The organism is Pseudomonas sp. BT-42-2 (assembly GCF_025847435.2).
Lineage (GTDB): Bacteria > Pseudomonadota > Gammaproteobacteria > Pseudomonadales > Pseudomonadaceae > Aquipseudomonas > Aquipseudomonas urmiensis.
Genome location: NZ_JAOYTM010000010.1, coordinates 156419 through 175710, shown reverse-complemented (window position 1 = coordinate 175710; position 19292 = coordinate 156419). Strand labels below are relative to the sequence as shown.

Annotated in this window: 17 protein-coding genes, 1 tRNA gene and 1 pseudogene; 14 read left to right on the top strand and 5 right to left on the bottom strand. The window is 53.1% G+C overall.

All coding sequences use genetic code 11. From position 1 onward, the window contains the following. Positions 1 to 14 precede the first annotated feature (14 nt). The 12 genes from OIU19_RS12510 to OIU19_RS12455 all read left to right on the top strand — a co-directional run bounded on the left by OIU19_RS12510 (position 15) and on the right by OIU19_RS12455 (position 11763). Positions 15 to 710 carry an ABC transporter permease gene (locus OIU19_RS12510; RefSeq protein ID WP_264235259.1) on the top strand — a complete coding sequence of 232 codons (696 nt, stop codon included), beginning with the start codon at positions 15 to 17 and terminating at the stop codon, positions 708 to 710. Then, entirely contained in the window at positions 707 to 1396 is a 690-nt protein-coding gene (locus tag OIU19_RS12505; protein ID WP_264235258.1) for an ABC transporter permease, read from the top strand. Before OIU19_RS12510 ends, OIU19_RS12505 begins: the two co-directional genes overlap by 4 nt. A 100-nt stretch (positions 1397 to 1496) precedes the next feature. Then, on the top strand, positions 1497 to 2723 hold the full coding sequence (locus tag OIU19_RS12500; RefSeq protein ID WP_264235257.1) for an SAM-dependent methyltransferase: 1227 nt from the start codon (positions 1497 to 1499) through the stop codon (positions 2721 to 2723). Between the two features lie 306 nt (positions 2724 to 3029). Continuing rightward, positions 3030 to 3278 (top strand): hypothetical protein, encoded by a 249-nt coding sequence (locus OIU19_RS12495; protein ID WP_264235256.1) that lies wholly within the window; start codon positions 3030 to 3032, stop codon positions 3276 to 3278. A 98-nt stretch (positions 3279 to 3376) separates the two neighbouring features. Continuing rightward, a tRNA-Thr gene (locus tag OIU19_RS12490) sits at positions 3377 to 3452 on the top strand. Positions 3453 to 3613: 161 nt separating this feature from the next. Next, a complete protein-coding gene (locus OIU19_RS12485) occupies positions 3614 to 4933 on the top strand; it encodes an integrase arm-type DNA-binding domain-containing protein (RefSeq protein ID WP_264235255.1) in 1320 nt (439 codons plus the stop codon). Positions 4934 to 5862: 929 nt separating this feature from the next. Continuing rightward, on the top strand, positions 5863 to 6846 hold the full coding sequence (locus OIU19_RS12480) for an integrase domain-containing protein (protein WP_196163319.1): 984 nt from the start codon (positions 5863 to 5865) through the stop codon (positions 6844 to 6846). Next, a complete protein-coding gene (locus tag OIU19_RS12475) occupies positions 6839 to 7114 on the top strand; it encodes a hypothetical protein (RefSeq protein ID WP_230392810.1) in 276 nt (91 codons plus the stop codon). Before OIU19_RS12480 ends, OIU19_RS12475 begins: the two co-directional genes overlap by 8 nt. Positions 7115 to 7360: 246 nt before the next feature. Further along, entirely contained in the window at positions 7361 to 8605 is a 1245-nt protein-coding gene (locus OIU19_RS12470; RefSeq protein WP_264235253.1) for a hypothetical protein, read from the top strand. Continuing rightward, entirely contained in the window at positions 8602 to 9126 is a 525-nt protein-coding gene (locus tag OIU19_RS12465) for a hypothetical protein (protein ID WP_196163317.1), read from the top strand. The genes OIU19_RS12470 and OIU19_RS12465 overlap by 4 nt, the downstream gene beginning before the upstream one ends. Before the next feature lie 26 nt (positions 9127 to 9152). Continuing rightward, positions 9153 to 11078, top strand: a complete 1926-nt coding sequence (locus OIU19_RS12460) for a hypothetical protein (protein WP_264235252.1) — start codon at positions 9153 to 9155, stop codon at positions 11076 to 11078. 136 nt (positions 11079 to 11214) lie between these two features. After that, positions 11215 to 11763, top strand: a complete 549-nt coding sequence (locus OIU19_RS12455; RefSeq protein ID WP_196163315.1) for a GIY-YIG nuclease family protein — start codon at positions 11215 to 11217, stop codon at positions 11761 to 11763. Positions 11764 to 12105: 342 nt separating this feature from the next. Here OIU19_RS12455 and OIU19_RS12450 read toward each other — a convergent pair whose 3' ends face one another. Both OIU19_RS12450 and OIU19_RS12445 read right to left on the bottom strand, forming a co-directional pair. Next, positions 12106 to 13695 (bottom strand): DUF6119 family protein, encoded by a 1590-nt coding sequence (locus tag OIU19_RS12450; RefSeq protein WP_196163314.1) that lies wholly within the window; start codon positions 13693 to 13695, stop codon positions 12106 to 12108. 431 nt (positions 13696 to 14126) lie between these two features. Further along, a pseudogene (locus OIU19_RS12445) lies at positions 14127 to 14240 on the bottom strand (type II toxin-antitoxin system RelB/DinJ family antitoxin); the annotation flags it as partial. A gap of 125 nt (positions 14241 to 14365) precedes the next feature. On the opposite strand from OIU19_RS12445, the gene dsdA reads away from it, so the two are divergent. Together dsdA and OIU19_RS12435 are read left to right on the top strand one after the other, a co-directional pair. Beyond that, a complete protein-coding gene (gene dsdA, locus OIU19_RS12440; protein WP_264235250.1) occupies positions 14366 to 15724 on the top strand; it encodes a D-serine ammonia-lyase in 1359 nt (452 codons plus the stop codon). A gap of 372 nt (positions 15725 to 16096) precedes the next feature. Continuing rightward, the gene (locus OIU19_RS12435) at positions 16097 to 16771 is read left to right on the top strand and encodes an outer membrane protein (protein ID WP_264235249.1); all 675 of its coding nucleotides are present in this window, start codon (positions 16097 to 16099) and stop codon (positions 16769 to 16771) included. Positions 16772 to 16904: 133 nt separating this feature from the next. On the opposite strand, the gene OIU19_RS12430 is transcribed toward OIU19_RS12435, so the two are convergent. The 3 genes from OIU19_RS12430 to tagQ form a co-directional block, all read right to left on the bottom strand. Beyond that, the gene (locus OIU19_RS12430; protein WP_264235248.1) at positions 16905 to 17321 is read right to left on the bottom strand and encodes a hypothetical protein; all 417 of its coding nucleotides are present in this window, start codon (positions 17319 to 17321) and stop codon (positions 16905 to 16907) included. Then, positions 17321 to 18211, bottom strand: coding sequence for an NAD synthetase (locus OIU19_RS12425; protein ID WP_372353310.1), 891 nt, complete (start codon positions 18209 to 18211; stop codon positions 17321 to 17323). The genes OIU19_RS12430 and OIU19_RS12425 overlap by 1 nt, the downstream gene beginning before the upstream one ends. 151 nt (positions 18212 to 18362) lie before the next feature. Next, a complete protein-coding gene (tagQ, locus tag OIU19_RS12420; RefSeq protein ID WP_264235247.1) occupies positions 18363 to 19289 on the bottom strand; it encodes a type VI secretion system-associated lipoprotein TagQ in 927 nt (308 codons plus the stop codon). Positions 19290 to 19292: the final 3 nt, after the last annotated feature.

The following is a 19292-nucleotide window of genomic DNA, read 5'->3' as shown; positions in this document are numbered from 1 at the left end:
GAACGCATCTACCCATGAATATCGACCTGCACGGATTTGGTCCGGCCTTGTTGGCTGGCACCTTCATGACCGTAAAACTGGCGCTTTGCGCCCTGCTGCTGGGGCTGGTCCTGGGCCTGCTCGGCGCACTGGCCAAGACTTCTTCGATCAAGCCACTGCAATGGCTTGGCGGCTTCTACTCGACCCTGGTTCGCGGCGTACCTGAGCTGCTGTGGGTCCTGCTGATCTATTTCGGTACTGTTGGCCTGGTCAACAGCCTGGGCGAAGCCCTGAATATTCCCGGCCTTGAGCTCAGTGCCTTCGCTGCGGGCGTAATCGCCCTGGGCCTGTGCTTTGGCGCCTACGCCACGGAAGTGTTCCGTGGCGCGATCCTGGCGATTCCCAAGGGCCACCGTGAAGCGGGCTTGGCCCTGGGCCTGTCCAAGGGCCGCATCCTGTCGCGGATCATCCTCCCGCAAATGTGGCGCATCGCCCTGCCGGGCCTGGGCAACCTGTTCATGATCCTGATGAAAGACACCGCGCTGGTGTCGGTGATCGGCCTGGAAGAAATCATGCGTCACTCGCAGATCGCGGTGACCGTGAGCAAGGAGCCGTTCACCTTCTACATGGTTGCGGCCTGCATCTACCTGAGCCTGACCGTGATCGCCATGACCGGCATGTACTTCCTGGAAAAACGCGCCGCTCGCGGCTTCGTGAGGGCCGAACAATGAACTGGGAAGTCATCATCAAATGGCTGCCACGCCTCGCTCAGGGCGCAACCCTGACCCTGGAGCTGGTGGCTATCGCGGTCATCGCCGGATTGATCCTGGCGATCCCGCTGGGGGTCGCCCGCGCTTCGCGGCACTGGTACGTACGCGCCTTGCCCTACGGCTACATCTTCTTCTTCCGCGGCACCCCGCTGCTGGTGCAGCTGTTTTTGGTCTACTACGGCCTGGCCCAGTTCGATGCAGTGCGCAGCAGCTCGCTGTGGCCCTACCTGCGCGATCCGTTCTGGTGCACCGTGCTGACCATGACCCTGCACACTGCCGCCTACATCGCCGAGATCCTGCGTGGTGCGTTGCAGGCGATCCCCAAGGGTGAGATCGAAGCGGCGCGCGCGCTGGGCATGTCGCGGGCCAAGACACTGTTCTACATCATGCTGCCACGCGCCTCGCGCATAGGCCTGCCGGCGTACAGCAACGAAGTGATCCTGATGCTCAAGGCCAGCGCCCTGGCCAGTACCGTCACCCTGCTGGAACTGACCGGCATGGCACGGACCATCATCGCCCGCACCTACTTGCCGGTGGAGATCTTCTTTGCTGCCGGCTTGTTCTACCTGCTGATCTCGTTCTTGCTGGTGCAAGGGTTCAAGCTGCTGGAACGCTGGTTGCGCGTGGACGCCTGCCAAGGGCGCTGAGTCAGTAGCGGCCTCATCGCTCCTACTGACTCCGTAGGAGCGGGCTTGCCCCGCGATGAGGCCATCACTGACACCCTTTGACTTCCTACGCCCAACGCCCATGAAAACCACGTCGTTGCTCCACAGCGCTCAACTCCTCGAACGCTTCCAGGCCCTCGACTCATTCATCGTCGAGCACCAACACCTTTGGCAACCAAGGCCGTTCACCTCATTACAGCTACCCTGGGAAGCCCAACACCCACAGCTTTCGACCTGGTTGCGCCAACGCTCGCTAGAAGACGCCGACGCCCAACTCGACCCCAGCCAACTGCCCGCCCCTTTCCCCGAGCTTGCCACCCAAGCCCAGCACCTGAGCGAGCTCGGCGAGCTACCTGACACAGGCCTGCCCCCCGCCGGCCACCGCCTCGACGTCGGCGTGCCCGGCCGCAAATGGCAACAGATCGAAGCCTTCAGCCGTCGCCTGAGCTTTCGCCAGGACACCCAGCACTGGCTGGATTGGTGCTCAGGCAAAGGCCACCTCGGCCGCCGCCTGTTGCAGCCCGGCCAACAGCTGACCTGCCTTGAATACGATGCCGCGCTGGTGGCAGCCGGCCAGGCCTTGAGCGATCACCATCAGCTCCCGGCCATCCACCAGCATCAGGATGTCATGGCCGCAGACAGCGCCCGTCATCTGCATGGCACCACAAGCGTGGTCGCCCTGCATGCCTGTGGCGATCTGCATGTGCGCCTGCTGCGCCTAGCCGCCGAGCAGGGCTGCCAGCACGTCGCCGTGGCCCCCTGCTGCTATAACCGCATCCAGGCCGAGCACTACCAGCCGATGTCCACAGCCGCCCGTGCCTCGACTTTGCAGCTGGACCTGGATGACCTCGGCCTGCCCTTGAGCGAAACAGTCACCGCTGGCGCCCGCGTACGCCGCCAGCGAGATACCTCGATGGCACGGCGGCTGGGTTTTGACCTGCTGCAACGCGAGCAACGCCAACGCGACGACTACCTGCCCACCCCGTCCCTGCCCGTCAGCTGGCTGGAAAAGCCCTTTGCCCAGTACTGCCGTGACCTGGCCGAACTCAAGCAACTGACGCTCAGCGGCGAACCCAACTGGATTGCATTGGAGGCTGCCGGCTGGCAACGCTTGGCGCACGTGCGCAACCTGGAGCGAGTACGCAACTTGTTCAGGCGGCCCTTGGAGCTGTGGCTGGTGCTCGATCGTGCGCTGTTCCTGCAAGAACAGGGGTACAACGTGCAGGTTGGCTGGTTCTGCGAGTACCCACTTACCCCTCGCAACCTGATGCTGATGGCCGAGCTAAAAACTGGAAAAACCTGTGGATAAGTCTGTGCACAAGCTTTTGATGAACACTGCATAATTTCGGATCCAAGGTGCTATTTAAAGCCTCTCGCTTACCTCTCGAATCTTCAAACCCAACAAAAACAGGCCTTTGCGCAAAGACCAGCGGTGACGACCAACGGCATGCCTTCAGCGCAACGCTGGCATGCCCCTTGTGCATAAGCGTTTTGCGGCATAGCGCGAAATGGGAGCTGGCAACGTGCCCACCGAACAAATCCACTAGGTTACAATTGCCATCACTGCGCACCTTGCACCCAGAAAAAACCAGACTTACGAACGGACTTCGAAATCGTGATCCAAGCCAAACCCCTCGCCCTGCTGAGCTTCGCCCTGGCCCTCGGCGGCTGCGCCAACAACGCCCCGACGCCAAAAACCACTGACCTGGGCTGGAATACGCCTGGCATGCAGCTGGGCGGCGACCATGGCCTACCGCTGCGCACCGAGACGCCTTGCCGCAAGCGCGGTTGCGACAACGACAAGCTGTTTTTCAACCCCGCCACGCCCGAGCCAAGCGTCAATACCATCCACCGCGGCTGGTAGGAAATTTCTCCTTTCAGCGCGGTAACTTAGGTCTTTATGCAAAGATCGCACGGAAGGTATTTACAGCCGCCAACCGATCGCTATAATGACGCCCCTGTGCCGGTATAGCTCAGATGGTAGAGCAACTGACTTGTAATCAGTAGGTCCCGGGTTCGATTCCTGGTGCCGGCACCATTCAAGGTTCCATAGAAAGCTTTCAAAATCTCTGGAACCCCCGAAAAACCCGCCTTCTGGCGGGTTTTTTCGTTTTGGCGTTCCGTCGGATTCCGGGGTAGCCAGCGCCAATAAGGGTACTTTTAAGGATACCTACCAATTCGACATTGGAAAGTACCCTTATGGCTCGCACAACGGCTCCCCTTACCGACAACGCCTGCCGCACTGCAAAGGCTCGCGAACGTGAGTACAAGCTTTTTGACGGCGATGGCCTTTACCTGCTCGTGAAGCCCAACGGTCGCAAAGGCTGGCGGCTCAGGTACGTGAAGCCCGATGGCCGCGAGGGCCTGACCTCACTCGGCAATTATCCAGTGGTCGGGCTGGCTGACGCTCGCCGCAAGCGCTTCGAGCTCAAACAGCAGCTCGCCAACGGCATTGACCCTATCCAGTCCAAGCAACAGGCCAAGGTGCAAGCCGTGATCAATGGCCGAACCTTCGAAAGCGTTGCGCTCGATTGGTATGCCGGGATGGTACCGAAGTGGGCGCCGGGCCATGCTAAGACTGTGCTCAGCCGGTTGAAGACTCACGTATTCCCTTTGCTCGGTGCCAGGGCAATCGTTGAACTCGACACCCACGACCTCATGCAGCCACTGGAGGCTGTGACGAAGCGCGGCACCATCGACGTGGCACTCAGGATCAAGAACTACCTGCAAAGCATCATGCGCGAAGCCAAACGGCTGCGACTGATCACGGCGAACCCGGCTCATGACCTCGATGGCTCGATCAAGACACCACGGGTAACTCACCGACCCGCACTACCCTTATCGCGGCTGCCTGAGCTACAGGCGCGTATCGACGGCTACAAAGGTCGCCCGCTCACGCGCCTCACGGTGATGCTATCGCTGCACGTGTTCGTACGCTCCAGTGAACTGCGCTTCGCCCGTTGGAACGAGTTTGACCTCAAGCGTGGCATCTGGGAGATCCCCGACACCCGCCCGGCGCTGGACGGAGTACCCTTTTCCACAAGGGGTACAAAAATGGCCGGGGATATCCACGTTGTACCCTTATCGCCGCAGGCAGTGGCCTTGCTTGAGCAGATCCACACGATCACCGGCAAGTTCGACCTGGTGTTCGCAGGGGATGCCAAACCGTGGAAGCCGATGTCCGAGAACACCGTGAACGCCGCGCTCAGGACAATGGGCTACGACACCAAGGTGGATATCTGCGGCCACGGGTTCCGAGCCATGGCGTGCAGTGCGCTGGTCGAGTCCGGGTTGTGGTCGGAGACGGCTATCGAGAGGCAGATGAGTCACAAGGAACGCAACAACGTACGGGCCGCGTATACCCACAAGGCCGAGTTCCTCGAAGAGCGCCGGATGATCATGACCTGGTGGAGCCGGTTTCTGGAGGCGAACCGCGAGGACCATGTGACGCCGCACGAGTTTGCCAAGCAGACGGGCGAGAACGTCACGCGCCTGCGTAGTGCCAAGAGGACCGAGTAACCCGCCGCACCACCACCTCAAACTCGCTGTGAAGTTACCCACAGCACCGCATGAAGCTCCTCCGCGCGGGTCCTTTCAAACGGGGCTGCAAAGCCGCCCCGTTTGAAAGGACCATACCTAAGAAAAAAACCGCTGGCACAGCGTACGTCTGTGGAAAACCACTGATGTCCACCGGGGGATAGTTTTATCCACAGGCGCTAAATCCCTGAAATCGCTTTGCTTGACGAACATTGTCCACAGACGTAGACCAGGAGTTGCAAGCGCTGTCGATGACAGCACCCCAGGTGACCCGAACCTTAAAGGTCACGCCGCTCTGGCGGTGGTTCTCCCCAAGGGCGATTCGCATCCGGCAGCTCGCCCGGTCACCTCCCCGGTGATGGATGCTCTTATACCTATAGCGCTCGTGCGCCAGATACTCCGTACCTCGCTGCCCTGCAGCAACCTATCCGTTTGGCCGAATCTTGCGCCAACCTGTGCCCGTCTCTTTCTGTGGAAAGAGACGGGCACTTCTACCACTGCTGCAACCCTTGTCGCACATGGCTTTGCGGCAATCCCCCTCGTGACAATCGGCGTGACAAACGCCGATGTCACCAGCAACAGCCATGCAGATGATGGTGCCGCAGACCAAGGAATGGACTGCACCTGACTGACAGTCAGGCATGCCCCGGTCATCGCATTGCTGCTTGCACCTGGCTCAAGATCTTCAGGTGCTGGTCTCGTCAGCCAGTGCTGCCTCCACCCGCCCACCGGTAACGGTGTTCAGGAGGCCAGATCATGAGATGCCCTTGCTCCCGGTCGTAAGGAGCCGCCAGTCCCGCGCAGAGGACATTCCCCACAGGTCGCAGGGGCCTTGATCCCTGATAACACTCAACATTCTTGGCGGGATGACGTGGGGCGAGGATCGGAGAACAGGCGATGAGGTGATCGACATGGCATTGGTAGGTAGACGCGATGGCCGTAATTTCGGCTACGGCAGGCAACTGAGCTATGCAGGGCCGCAGGCGTTGAAAGACATGTTCGGCGGCGGCCACTACGGCACGGTGAAGGCACACAGTGATCGGTGGCAGGCATTCGTGAAATGGTGCCGCTCCGAACAGGGGCCCGGTATCAATGATGCGCGGCAGATTGATCGAAAGGTGTTGGCCGACTACGCGGTGTATCTGCGCGACACGGTTAGGCGCGGTGATCTCGCCGTCAGCACCGCACAAAACCGCCTATCCAGCGTTAACAGGACCATGGCGGCGCTTCGCGGTGATCAGTGCGTGAAATTGCCCAGTCCGAGCAAGGCGCTGGGTATGCAGCGCACCGGGGCTCGACAAATGATGCCGCAGGGCCAAAACCGCGAACAGGTTAGGCAGATTTTCGATGCGCTTTGCCGCGCTCATCTACAACGGGCCGCCGCGGTTGTTTTGTTGGCGCGAGCCACCGGCATGCGCTTGCGTGAGGCCATCCTGGCTGACCTGCCACGGCTGAGCCGTGAGGCTAAAGAGCAAGGTAGAATTAACATTCAGGATGGCACCAAAGGCGGCCGCGCCGGTGCTTCGGCGCCACGTTGGATTACTGTGGACGAGCATGTTCGAAGTGTCCTTGGGTTTGCACGGCAGGTATCGCCTGCGGGTAGCCGCAATCTGATCGCCCTCGACGAAAGCTACGTGAGCGTTTTGCAACAAGTAATACGTCCCGCACGGGATGTCCTGCACACACATGACCTCAAAGGCTTCCATGAACTGCGAGCGGCTTACGCATGTGAGCGCTATGAGCAGATCACCCATCACCGAGCTCCAATCAACGGCGGTCGCTGCTATGAGAAAGATAGATACCTTGATGGTGATGCCCGAACGCAAATCAGCTATGAGCTTGGACACGGCCGGATCGATGTGGTCGCTGCCTATATAGGTGGCCGGCATGAGTAAGCCATTTGATATGGAACTGTTCTTGGCTGGCGTGCTGGCAGGCTCGCACGCGACCCGGAAACGCCATTTGCTCCAAGCAAAAATCATCCAGGCTGAAATCGCAGTTCGCTGGCAGCGAGAAACACCTTGGGCTTGGCAGAGAAAGGATCTGGCTTGGTTTCTCGAACACCGCCTTAGCCAACGGAGTGAGTCGACACGGGATTACTATCTACTAACGGTTCGACTGCTCGTTCGACGTCTACAAATGTCATGGGTTTTCAATCGCTGAGTAGGGCTCACCCTGATTGTCGCCAGCGGCAGATATTGGTCAGAGGTTGCCAGGCGTCAATGGCTGGAGTCCGACTCGGCTAGATCTACACTGACCGTGGTTGGGTTCACCTTTCGTAGCTTCCCCTGCCAAAACAGAGGCATTAGCCATGCAGGCATAGAGGCATATCGACACCATGGACAGCTTTCAGTTAGGATTCGGTCATAGCCCCCCCCCGAAAAACCAAATAACGGATTATACGTCGACATGACGCAGCTAATAAACCGGGATGCTGCTGACAAAACAAAGGGCTTCCGGCTCCAAAAGCTCCGAGCAGCAACACTTCTGCTGAAAGCAGCAAATGACTTGTCGAATGTCAATTTCTACTACGCTGCCATTGAAGCGGAAGAAGATGTAACAATAATAAAGACTGCGAATCTAAGCACAGAGCAGATAATTGAAGAGGACAAAAATTATAGCTCTGACAGCAATTTCACCATACACTCAGAAGCAGTACTAAATACCCTCGTAAGCTTTTTTGATATCTACACAGGCAAGTGGCATAAAAGCCAATCTACAGTATTCACATTTAGCTTTTATACTACGACGAATTTCGGAAAAGAAAAAAAGAAAGAGCTTGCAGACGGCACAACAATAGAACTCCCCGACAAGCCGATTCTTAAAATTCTTCAAAACTCCTCTGACATCCCCGACAACATAGCCAGTATTGTCAAAACCATCCTGCTTGCTGAATACAAAAAGCAGTATGACAAAATTCCTGGCAATGGCTACCTCAAAGCTCTAGAAGACATTTCTCTAAAAGACTTCAAGAACTTCCTTAAGAAAATAAACTGGCTATCGGGGCAAGAAGACGAGTCAGAGCTCCAAGACAGTGCAAACAAGTTAATAAAGAGCTGCAAATACTATCAACTTAGCATGAGTGGGAAGGAGCAACTGATTCTCGCAAAAATTCTTGACAAAATTGATGAAAAGCAACACTTTGCAGACTTCGCAGAGAGATTTATAAATTCTGCCGAAGTAGAGCTGATTTTCAAAATGGCAGAATCTGAAGTCAGTGAACAGTTGCTCGACCCCATATGGAAAGAACTTCAAGATCTATCAGCAAAAATAACTGACAAACGTAATTTAGAAGAAAAAATAATAGATAGTTGCCCCGCATATCCAAAATCAAAAATTGCAACGCTTGCAAGAAAAGCCTGCAGTTCGAAAACAGAAGAAGAAGCAAGTAACAAAAGCTTTCTATCGTTAAAATATAGAGTTTTTGAAGCCTGCGATGACTATTTTTTTGATAACGACAAATTCAGCGACACCGTCGATCAAGCTTCGATCGACACCACAATTAAAGCACTACAGCAAAAAGCAGCAAACACGATTGAAGAGTTGAAAAAAGACTACACATACACCGTATCAAATAAAGAAACCATAAACGGAATAGTAGTAAACTTAATAGACTCATGTTTCATATGCTTCGACGAGGAGAAATCCGAATGAACGAGGCAGCTAAAAAGAACTTAATGTTCATATCATCTGATGACTTTTACCTACTGACATATGCAACAATAATTATCCTTGACTGCCTTGACTGTACCAAGGGACGAGTTTTTAAGGACTATAGAAAAATTCCATTTATAATAGAATTAATAACCAACAATCGAAACATATTAATATTAGAGTCCTCAACTACAGAAAAGCTACACAAGGGCGACAAAGACTTTCTCTTTCATAGCTATACAAATGGCCTTTCAAAAAGAAGCGAAACATTAAAGATTTTATTCACGCTTGAAAAGAAGGGATATGTGTCTCTCCACAAGGGTGATACAGAAGCACTAGTTAACATAACTCTAAACAAAGAAAAACTACCCTCGAGCTTTCTATCCAAGGTAGTCTTCAAGAACGAGTACATGAATTGCGATAAGTTCAAGAGGGCAATTCAGAGGAGCACAGCCATTACTCTTGACACATTCCTAAGCAAAACATATCGGGATAGAGGCATTAAAATATGGGAAGTCTAAGAATTCAGAAGGTAGTTTATGAGGGTATGAACTATCATTTCGAATCCCCCCTATTTGATGAAAACCTCATTCTTATAGAGGGTGACAACGGAACAGGCAAGAGCACCTTCTGCAATTTGATTTATTACGGGCTTGGCGGGCGAGTTAGCGAATTCAGCCGCAAAGAGAAGAAAGAGCAGCACAAACAAATCACAGAAGACAAAGACAATCGCGTCGAGTTGTATATAAGTATAAACAATGAATGCTATAAATTAACTCGCTACATAGACGACAACGATATAACCGTATCCTCTATTTTAGAAGCCTGCGATATCATTGAGAGATCAACAGTATTAATACACAATAGCGATGAGCCCACTTTCGTACTCCAGGTATTTCGCTCCCCTGAAGTTGAGTATATATTTTCCGATTGGATTCTCTCGAAGCTCGGAATAAGCGTTGTAGAACTATACCAAGGTTTTAGAAACTTCAAAATTAATTTCACCGATCTTATGCGACTTATCTATCATGATCAGCAACCCGACCCTAAAGGGGTTTATAAAAAGATAGATACCCAAAGCAATTTCATGAATGACTCCGAGCTTCTGAGAAAAGCCATATTTGAGCTTTTAGTCGGGAAAACATTTTCGGAATACTACGAATCTCTTTCCAAGTCAAAAGCACTAGAAAAAGATAAGAATATTGCGGCAGGGCTTCTGAAAGAATACTCCCGAATCATTGAAGAGCTATCTGGAAGTTCCGAACCGCTGAACATTTCGTTTCTTCAGACGTCTCTGCAAGAAAAAGAGAATCAATTAGAACGCTTACATCACGCTAGAAGCAAATTCAAAAGCAACAGAGAGTTCAAAGGAACAGCATCCGATTATGCACTGACAGACATAAAGAACCAAATCACCGAGAAGCAACTACATTTAAGCAATTTAAATAAAGACCTAATCTCAAACTTAGGTGAAAAACAACAATTAAACGCCGTAAAAGAAAACACTCTAAGAGAAATTTCTCAAATCGTAAAAATTATTCATTCGCATGATCAGCTTAATTTATTTTCGGCAGACACATGTCCGTACTGTTTGGGGAAGGTTGAGCGGGCAACAGGTCATTGCGTCTGTGGCTCGGAGATACAAGAAGAACAATATCAACGTTTCTTCTATACATCCAAAGAATACAAAGAGATATACAAAGCAAAAATCAAAACAACCCAAACTATTGAACTTGCCATCGCCGACTGCAACCAAGACCTGAATACTATTCAAAATAATATTCGCAGACTGGAAGCAGAAATTCCAGAGTTAATGCGAAAAATTGAAGAACGAGTTGACAACCTAGACACACCAATAGATTTAGACACCATAAATGATATTGACGATGAAATTCTAAACACTCGCCTAGACATAGACAAAATACGCCAGCAAATTGAAGCGGAAAGCAAAAATGTCCGCCTCACAAACGATTATGAGCGAAAGAGAAGCGACCATGAAAGCTCAAAACTGCAAACAGATGCGTTGGAAGCAAAAGCAAAAATAGATATTCAAGGCAAGGTAGGGAAGCTCAGCTCCATTTATAACAAGTTAATGACCGACGCACTACCTGATTGCAACACTGCTCGCATAAGCTTAGATGACTACCTCCCGATAGTTGGCAGCGGAGAATATAGAGAGGCCAGCTCAGCCGTATCAAGACGACTTATGTATTACCTCGCTCTCATGAATCTATCCCTATCACAAGAAGACGTGCCATTTCCCAGATTTTTGCTGATCGACACACCAGAAACATCGGGGATTGAACTAGATAATCTTAAACGTTGTCTTGAAAAAATTGGCGAACTTGGTAGCTATGGAAAATCTTATCAAGTCATACTCACTACCGGCCTCAAAAAATATCCTGACAGCTTCAAAGAGCATAGAAAAATATTTCTTCCAGACAAGCAAAATCGCTTATTACTCAAAAAATAAACAGAAACCATAAATGCGTTATGCATAAATAGAACATTATAGGGAGCGGATCACTCTTTCCCGGTATTAACCGTGATCCACTACCTTGTTCCCTTCCTTGCTCGTAGGAACATATTAGCAATTCCAAGGTGCCGACATGGATAATTTTGATAAAGAGTGGATGCTATTTGGTCCACGGACGGGATATTCAGTCAATAGTGAAGCAGTCGAAGGGCTATATTTCATTTATTGCGAAGAACCAGAGTCTATAAAAATTGGGATTTCAACGTCGCCTTTTACCCGACGCTCAAACTTAGGAACTGGCTCTCCAAGCGAGCTACACCTGATATTTTACTCAAGATTATTTGGTAAATCCGCCGAGAAGACATTGCACCAAATGCTCTCTAAGCATAACCGAACAAGGGAATGGTTTAACTGGAATGATGAGGTCCAGGGATTTGCGCTCGGAATTATATTTGCTGTGTCGGGTGCTATCCAAGTTTCTTGGCCGTTCTCATGTAATTGTAATCGCTCTATGTTTATCGCGGGAGTAGACTGGGCTCATAATTTTCTAGATCCAGACAAAAATTGGAGCTTGGAAGCCATGACAGCAATAGGCGCTGAAAGCGCTTTTGAACTATTTCAAAGCTGGAGCGACATAGCCCTTTCCCGCAGGAGAAAGCTCATTGAAACTCTGCCGATATGACGAGACTAGATATTGATAGGTATAGTTTTTAATTTGAAGCACTCAACACACTTATTGACTCCAAAAACTGACTACCGGATGCCCAATCGAAGCGAACAACCTTTCGACATCAGCCATTCCAAATCTAAGTAATTACGACATACCCAATATCAGACCAATAGATTTTTAATATGAATTAGCTACATACCCCCAAGACACACCGAATTATTGTCGGCCGCAATGTTCGTTTTTGAGCGGTCTCCGCCTATCATCAACCGGCAGGGGGCGGCCAATAGCGAACAGTAATGTGTGACAGCCCCCCCGAATTGAAGCCTAACAAAAACCAAACTCAGACTTATAAGCTCAAACAACATGCTTCGATATGTATATTTTAGGTTTAAGGCCGAAGCCCTTAACAAGCTTGTGCCATGACTCCACAGCTAGAAGAAACTGAATGGAATTGTAGTCAGTGATTTTCTCTATATCTCCTTCAAACACAAACCACAACGAAGCCGTTTTTACTGACTTGTCAAATTTTATCGTCTTCCTTTTGATCAGCTCTATGGAATCTTTGGACTGCTCGATATTATAGATCAATTCAGAGTTAGTCTCAGAAATCTTTACAGAAATGATCTCACCTGACTTATATATATCAGCGACCTCAACCCGGTACTGGTTTTTCTTTTTCTTTAGTGACTGTATCAGAGTTAACTGCCTATCAAGCAATACAAACCCACGATCAGCACATATTTTCTGATTAAAATATGCTTCCCGATAAGTTAGCTTATCATCGACTGGCTCGTTGGCAGCGATTTTTCGTTCTTTCTCGGCTTTCCAGCGCTGAAAATCTGCTTCTATTAAATCCTCTTCAACAACTACATCGATACTTTCCAAGGAACGCTTCAGATAATCCATAAAAGTCTGATTAAATACAAACCACTCCCCTCCCTTAAGGAAGTAATCTGCACCATCGAAGGATATCGGAAAGTCAAGCAGCTCTTTAAGCGGCTTAGTAAAAGCCCCAGACTCCTCGTTCTTAAACTGGATAGAGATCTCGTTGATGTTTGTAATCTCAGCATGGTCTTGAATAAAGCCTGAGACACTAGCAATGTCTAGCGTATTCCCTAAACTCTTGCGGAATGTATCACCCTCAGTTCTTGCTGAAATTCGATAGTCGTAGTCATGGAAGCTAAAGCATATTGCAACCCCGTGCACTTGAAACTCCTGAATGGCGACTCCCCCCTCACCACGCTTCAAACTCTCAAACGCTACAGAATCCAGCTCACCGCTCAACTCCTCTGTCACAGCCTCCAGTTTTGGCAAGTGTATGATTTTATCGCCCTGGTAACTTCTCTCAATCTGTTCAAAAATTTCTGATAATTCAAGCGGTGCCTTATCCATGTCCATTTGGATAGAGTCTGCAAAGATAATATTACGTTTACCCCAAATATCCTTGTCTGCTGCTTTTAGCTTGAGGTGATCGACCGACTCCCCAGGCTCGTAACTATCAATTTGGAATTGCTGGTACGAAGAAACATCCTGTCTTTTTGTACCCGTAAAGTAACGACTTTTTTTCAGCAATATTGAGTTTTCGTCTGCCATACGAATAGCCAAGTCAATACCAAAATCAAGCTGAATAAATTTAGATAGATAAAAGTGCGACTTACCCAAGCTTACCGCATAAATTGTTTCAGGCTGGGCTGTATGTTGGCAAAGCAACATCCCGAAATTGAAAATATTTTTAGGTGCTGGCAAATCATCTTTAAAGAAGGTCCGATACGTATCCCACCACCAAACGTCATTCCCCGGATTAACTTCAGAATAGTAAAATGTCTTTGAGTAAGAATTTGCAACATGAGTCTTCTGCTCAGCTAACCCCACCGTCCGGAGCTTTTCTTTGAGCTGCTCCAACTTATGGGGTTTTACCTTGTATATATTATAAGTATTGGCCATGCCCGCCTCCTTTGGAGTATCTTCCCTAGCGAGCACTAAAGGTGCCATTTCTGAATCCCCAACGCAATATGTGCGCATGCTAGAAAATCACTGGATCTCTTTCATTGATTTTCTCGAAGCCATACAACTCCAGTCGGGTTTACTAAGCCACTTGAAGAGTTCTAATGAATAAAATATGAAATCAACGGGGTGGCTTTAGGATAGTTTTAGCGATACTAATCAGGAGGAGATCTTTAAATTTCGTTTGAAATCATAATGTTAACGGCTAATTCGACTCCTGGTGCCGCACCATACACAGCATCAAAGGCTCACCTTCGGGTGGGCCTTTTTTGTTTTCAGCTGCCCCACCCTTCAATCAAATCACCCGGGCATACGCTCAGCCACCTTACGATAAACCTCCTCCCGCTACGTTTATCCACAGCGACCCAAGGCTATAGGTCATCCAGCGAAACCTTCACCCGCTCAGGCGCAGCAAGCCGATCGCGTACCGTTGCCAGCAACGCCTCATCGTCCTCAGTCATGGGTACAGGTTTGAAGGGTAACTGCAAAAGCGCCACCTACCGTTGACCGCAAATCATCTACCCCCTGATCATCAATCCTTTGTCACTCTGCGCACTGTGCCTTCTAATGCAGTACAGGTTTCAGACTGACCAAGCACAGGGACCCCGTCATGATTCTGGGAAGCACGCTCGAACAGTGGTATGCCCGTTTTCCGTTGATCCGTGATCTGGTCGCGCTGCAACAGACCACCTGGTTCAACCCCGCCGTAGCACCGACCGCACAAGCCCTGGGTGATGTAGGGCTGACGGCGGCAGATGTGGCCGATGCCAGCGCGAGGCTGACGCGGTTCGCATCCTACTTACAACGTGTGTTCCCAGAAACGCAAAACAGCGGCGGCATCATCGAGTCCGACATCATGCCGCTGACTCGGCTGCAGCCATTGCTAAGCGAGCGCTACGGCCAGACCTTGACCGGCGCGCTATGGCTCAAGCGCGACAGTCATCTGCCTATTTCAGGCTCGATCAAGGCGCGCGGCGGCTTCTATGAGGTGCTCAAGCATGCCGAAGACTTGGCCCTGGCCGCCAAGCTGATCACGCTCGATGATGACTACGCGCTACTCGACAGCGAGCGGGCGCGGGCGTTCTTTGGCCAGTACACGATTGCCGTCGGCTCGACCGGCAACCTGGGGATGTCGATCGGCATCATGGGCGCCGCGCTGGGATTCCAGGTGACCGTGCACATGTCGGCAGATGCCAGGCAGTGGAAGAAGGACACACTGCGCGCGCACGGGGTGACAGTGGTTGAGTACGCCAGCGACTACAGCGTGGCGGTTGCCCAAGGGCGCCAGCAAGCCGAGGCCGACCCTGGCTGCCACTTCGTCGACGATGAAAACTCGGTCAACCTGTTCCTCGGCTACTCGGTGGCCGCCGAGCGCCTGAAACTGCAGCTGGCGGCGGCGAACATTCGCGTCGATGCACAGCACCCGCTGTTCGTCTATCTGCCTTGCGGCGTTGGTGGCGCACCCGGGGGCGTGGCCTTTGGCTTGAAGCTGGCGTTTGGCGATGCGGTGCATTGCCTCTTCGCAGAGCCGACCCATTCGCCCTGCATGCTACTGGGCATATACACCGGGCTGCATGACCAGGTGAGTGTGCAGGACTTCGGCATCGACAATGTGACTGCCGCTGATGGCCTGGCGGTGGGCCGCGCTTCGGGGTTCGTCGGCAAGGCCATGCAGCGTTTGCTCGATGGTTTCTACACGGTCAGCGACGAGGAAATGTACAGTTTGCTGGCGCTGATGGAGCGCAGCGAGGGTCTGCGTCTTGAGCCTTCGGCACTGGCCGGCGTGCCGGGTATGGCCAGAGTCCTTGCTGAGCAGCAGGGTTACCGGGTGCGCCTGGGGCTGGATCGCCAAGCCATGGCCAACGCCACCCACCTGGTGTGGGCAACCGGGGGCAACAGGGTGCCTAACGATGAAATGCAGGCGTATCTGGCCAAGGGCCGTGAACTGCTGGCCCAACCACAAGCTTGAGGGAAACCGTGCTCAACCTTGCGCCGCGTATCAGCTCCCGGCTGAACAGCAGCCAGTTCGCCAACCTGCATACCTTTCTGGTGGCGGCTCGGCACCTGAGCTTTGCAGGATATGGACTTGGCTGAGCATCGCCCAGCGCATTGCGCTAAGTCATGCAGGTAAAACTGGTGCTAAGCAACTTGGCAGAGGGCAGGTTGCGAGTGACTGTGTGTTTGCCGAGGGTTCAGCCTAAGCACGGCACCGCCCACTGATGCAGAGGGTTCGGCACGAAGCTGTCGGCGGATCTCGCTAGATATCAGATTTCTCCTACAGCCAGCACTCCAAGCAGCTCCTTACCGTATTACGCACTATTCACAGTGCAGGATACGCCCGATGAAAGCTGCTTTCGCCCTCCATGCCATTGGTCTTGCCATCTTGGCGACTTCCACCCAGGTCCTGGCCGATGACACCTACCTCGCTTTGCGACTGCAAAACGCTAGCCAGAAACTGCATGATGCCGAACTGACCAGCCCGCGTGTTGACCATCGCATCAAAAGCCCAAGCAATGATCGTGACTTAAATGGCGCTATCGCACTGGGCCGCGGCTTCGACGATGGCTGGCGTGCGGAGGTTGAATACACCCTGCGCAAAAACAGCCAGTTTGACTCTCACTGGTCGCCCTTTGATGCCAACGTCAATCGCATGGAGGTCAACTCCCAACGCCTGATGCTCAACGGGTTCAAGGATTTTGCCCTGACCGACAAATTATCGTGGTACCTGATGGCGGGCGCGGGCGTTGCGCATGTCCAGTCTGAGGGCTACCAGGGCAACCCTTCGCGCCAGTTCGCCAAGAACGGCCAGAACAACTTTGCCTGGAGTTTGGGCTTGGGCATGGACTACGCCCTGACCGACAAAATCACCCTAGGCAGTGGTTACCGCTACGTGGACATGGGCAAGATCGAGACCGGCCGCAACACCTTCGCCAATCGGATCAACGCACGTGACGAGCAGCTCAAGGGCAAACTGACCGAACAGAGCTTGTTCGTCGAAGTTCGTCTATCGCTCTGAGCCCATTCACTGATTACCTGCTGATAGTTACAACGCCGCTTCGGTGATAGCCCGAGCGGCTTTTGCACGTTGCGCGATTGTGCTGACACACATCACTCCCGCCAGGTGAATGACGCAACAGTTGCCACGCATCTCAAGACCTGGCAGCGCGCAACGCGATTAAATCAGCCCGCATCTGGCGATGCCGCTTGCCATTGAACACCAACATGGCCAGCAGAGGCAGCGCCAACAAGATTGCCAATAGCACTGTATTCAAACCGCTGCCCAACAGACTCAAGGCCATCAGCAGCGCCACGAGCGGGACGGGCAAAACAACCCACATGGCCCACTTGAGGCCGCGGATCATCGCGAAGTGCCCAGCGCAGAGCAACAGCGCTAGCGTTGCAGTGCCCATCAGGGTGTACAACGGATTATCCGGATGATTGCGCCAGTGACTATCGATCCACATAGCCAGTGACAAAGCCCCCGACATCACACAGGTGAAAAAGCCCAACAAGAACGTTGGGAAGTAACGCCGCATGAACGCCTGGAACTCGCCAAACTTCATCATCACTCAAACTCCTCATACAGGCCCACAGCGATGCTCTGCACCGTGGCACTGCCCGCTAGACCAAAAGTGGCACCAAGAGAGTCACGCAAAAGCGTCTGGGTGGCATGGTTGATCTGCGTGGGCATGTAGCGCTTGGTCATGGTGCCTGCAGCCTGCTGTAACTTGAGCTGCTTGGGCGTGAGACTGGGATGCTTGATCGAAAGCAGCTCATCGGTCAGCGCCTTGCGCTGCTGCCGGCTGAGTGATCGGGTCAGCTCAAGCCAGCTACGCCCGGTCGCGGCCTTGTGCACCTGAAGGTATTTGAGCGTGGTCAGCCCCGAAGCCCCGACGCCCAGCAGCGACGCGCCATCGAGTACCTTGGAAGCCGCCTGGTACCACTGGTTTTCATCCAGTGCGTCGTTGGCTGCCGGATTGGTCACTTCGCGCACCGTACGGATAACCCCAATGGCGCACTGGGCAGTACTGGCTGCGGCTGCTGTACCGCCAACATAGGTCAGCACCAGGCTGGTACCTGCAGTGAACGGCGCGGCGATGGTACCGCTGAAAACCACCCACCAGCCTATGAATGCACCGGCACAGGAAAGCGAGGTGTTGATCGCTTCCTTCACCACCCGCGACTCACGCGGATTGTTTTGCAACTGTTCGGTGTACTGCGCGGGGGTCTGGTATTTGTTGATTTCCCGCAGAATCACGCGTTTGGGCCTGATACTGCAGATTGGCTGGAATTCACGCAGGGTAATGACATTGAAGTCAGCGTCAATGTACACAACCCCTGCCCCAACGATTCGGGGGTCGGCGTCGATCGCTGCGAACATTTTCGGCAAATTGATTCGTGCCTGGATTCGCTGACGCGCGAGAAACTGCGAGGTATTACCCAATGGGTTTGCCAAAAGGTCTGTCACGAGTGCTGTCCTTGCGGGAGTAGGCGGGTGTGCCTCATAGGGAGGCGGGCTTGCCCCGCGATGAATCCGCGTGCTGACGGACTCGATCGCGGGGCAAGCCCGCTCCCACGAGGAACTTAACTGCCTTGAAGATCAGGCATCAAACGTTCGGGCAAGGCACCGGCGCCCAGTCACCCATGTCTGGGTTGCGGCACATGCCGTTGACCTGATCCTGGCCAGCCTTGGCCACTTGCTGGGCCTCGGTTTTCTTGCTGGTGGCGTTCTGCAGGGTCTTCTCGGTAGCGACGGCTTCTTTCGGCACATCAGGCAGCTTGGTCTTCTTCACTGCCTTGGCCTTCTTGCCGGTGGTCGCGGCTTTCGGCGCTTCGGCCGCTGCCACCACGGTCACATCGGCGCGCTGTACACCCACCTGCTTGAGGTCCTGCTCGTAGGCTTGGGTGTAGTTGTTGAGGTTCTCACCCAGGCGACCGCTGACAGCGCTGATCAGGTTATTCGACTCTTGCAGGCCAGCGACGATCTCGGCCAGGCGCTTGCGCCCTTCGGTGTCATTGATGCGGTTGGCCTTGCGCCCTTCCATGAGGTTGGCGAACTCACGCTGGTAGCAGCTCTGCGAAGCCTTGGCGTAAGTGGTGGTGCGGTCCATGTCGGCCGCGCTCTTGTCGATGTCGGTCGCATACGAGGCGATGCGCTGCTTATCGTCACTGATCTGTTTCTGACGCTCGGTGTAGTAGCCTGCCGCGCCACCGACCAGGGCACCCCCTGCGGCGCCAATGGCGGCATTGCGGCCGCGCTTGTCACCGTCGACCAGGGCGCCGGTCAGCGCGCCGCCGACCGCGCCGAGCAGGGCACCGGTGGCGACCGATTTGGTCATGTCGGAGTCGGTGGAGCGCAGGTGCTGCACAGGCTCGTAGCAGCTTGGGTAGTACTCGACCTTGGTGCTGGCACCGACCTTGGAGACCGGCGAGCCAGCACAGCCGGCCAACAGTACGGTGCTGAAGCCTGCGGCCAGGAGCAGTGCGGTACGGGCCTGGGCGGCATTGATCAGAGCGTTACGGGTGAAAAGCATGGT

Coding starts and splice junctions, on each gene's coding strand:
- OIU19_RS12510 (WP_264235259.1), top strand. CDS start 15: ATGAATATCGACCTGCACGGATTTGGTCCGGCCTTGTTGGCTGGCACC.
- OIU19_RS12505 (WP_264235258.1), top strand. CDS start 707: ATGAACTGGGAAGTCATCATCAAATGGCTGCCACGCCTCGCTCAGGGC.
- OIU19_RS12500 (WP_264235257.1), top strand. CDS start 1,497: ATGAAAACCACGTCGTTGCTCCACAGCGCTCAACTCCTCGAACGCTTC.
- OIU19_RS12485 (WP_264235255.1), top strand. CDS start 3,614: ATGGCTCGCACAACGGCTCCCCTTACCGACAACGCCTGCCGCACTGCA.
- OIU19_RS12480 (WP_196163319.1), top strand. CDS start 5,863: ATGGCATTGGTAGGTAGACGCGATGGCCGTAATTTCGGCTACGGCAGG.
- OIU19_RS12475 (WP_230392810.1), top strand. CDS start 6,839: ATGAGTAAGCCATTTGATATGGAACTGTTCTTGGCTGGCGTGCTGGCA.
- OIU19_RS12470 (WP_264235253.1), top strand. CDS start 7,361: ATGACGCAGCTAATAAACCGGGATGCTGCTGACAAAACAAAGGGCTTC.
- OIU19_RS12465 (WP_196163317.1), top strand. CDS start 8,602: ATGAACGAGGCAGCTAAAAAGAACTTAATGTTCATATCATCTGATGAC.
- OIU19_RS12460 (WP_264235252.1), top strand. CDS start 9,153: ATGAACTATCATTTCGAATCCCCCCTATTTGATGAAAACCTCATTCTT.
- OIU19_RS12455 (WP_196163315.1), top strand. CDS start 11,215: ATGGATAATTTTGATAAAGAGTGGATGCTATTTGGTCCACGGACGGGA.
- OIU19_RS12450 (WP_196163314.1), bottom strand. CDS start 13,695: ATGGCCAATACTTATAATATATACAAGGTAAAACCCCATAAGTTGGAG.
- dsdA (WP_264235250.1), top strand. CDS start 14,366: ATGATTCTGGGAAGCACGCTCGAACAGTGGTATGCCCGTTTTCCGTTG.
- OIU19_RS12435 (WP_264235249.1), top strand. CDS start 16,097: ATGAAAGCTGCTTTCGCCCTCCATGCCATTGGTCTTGCCATCTTGGCG.
- OIU19_RS12430 (WP_264235248.1), bottom strand. CDS start 17,321: ATGATGAAGTTTGGCGAGTTCCAGGCGTTCATGCGGCGTTACTTCCCA.
- tagQ (WP_264235247.1), bottom strand. CDS start 19,289: ATGCTTTTCACCCGTAACGCTCTGATCAATGCCGCCCAGGCCCGTACC.